1 pseudogene is annotated in these 410 nt (G+C 37.8%); it reads left to right on the top strand.

Going from position 1 to position 410, the window contains the following annotated elements:
- Positions 1-198: 198 nt before the first annotated feature.
- Positions 199-410, top strand: a pseudogene (locus E3E26_RS11095) (hypothetical protein); the annotation flags it as partial.

The raw sequence follows: 410 nt of genomic DNA, 5'->3' as shown, positions 1-410 counted from the left end.
TGAAGAAAGAGCCGTTGCTAACTGTTCTTGTTTTTGTGAAGGTTTATAGAAAATTGTGGATTTTTGTGGATCGAAAACTATAAAAACTATAGTTTTGTATAATTGTTATGGTGACGGTTATGGAGGAAAAGACTACCATTCAAGTGTCAAAGAAGTTGAGGGATAAACTCAAAGAGCTCGGTAAAAAAGGTGAAACATATGAGGAAATCATCTGGAGGCTCGTCGAGCACTATGAAAAGGGCAAAAAATGAAACCGTTGTTAGAGCATACTCAATTCCACTCCAAGCTGACGAGACTATTCTAGAGTTTATTGAGGAATATCATAGGATGGCAAAGGTAGTTCTTCAAGAAATTCTCAATGCTGGGAAGTTCACGAAGGTTGAGAGGAAAGAATTGCGTGATAACCTCCT

The organism is Thermococcus sp. LS1 (genome assembly GCF_012027395.1).
In the GTDB taxonomy this organism is placed as follows: Archaea; Methanobacteriota_B; Thermococci; order Thermococcales; family Thermococcaceae; genus Thermococcus.
The sequence above is the reverse complement of the archived record's forward strand: the minus strand, read 5'-3'. Positions and strand labels throughout refer to the sequence as shown.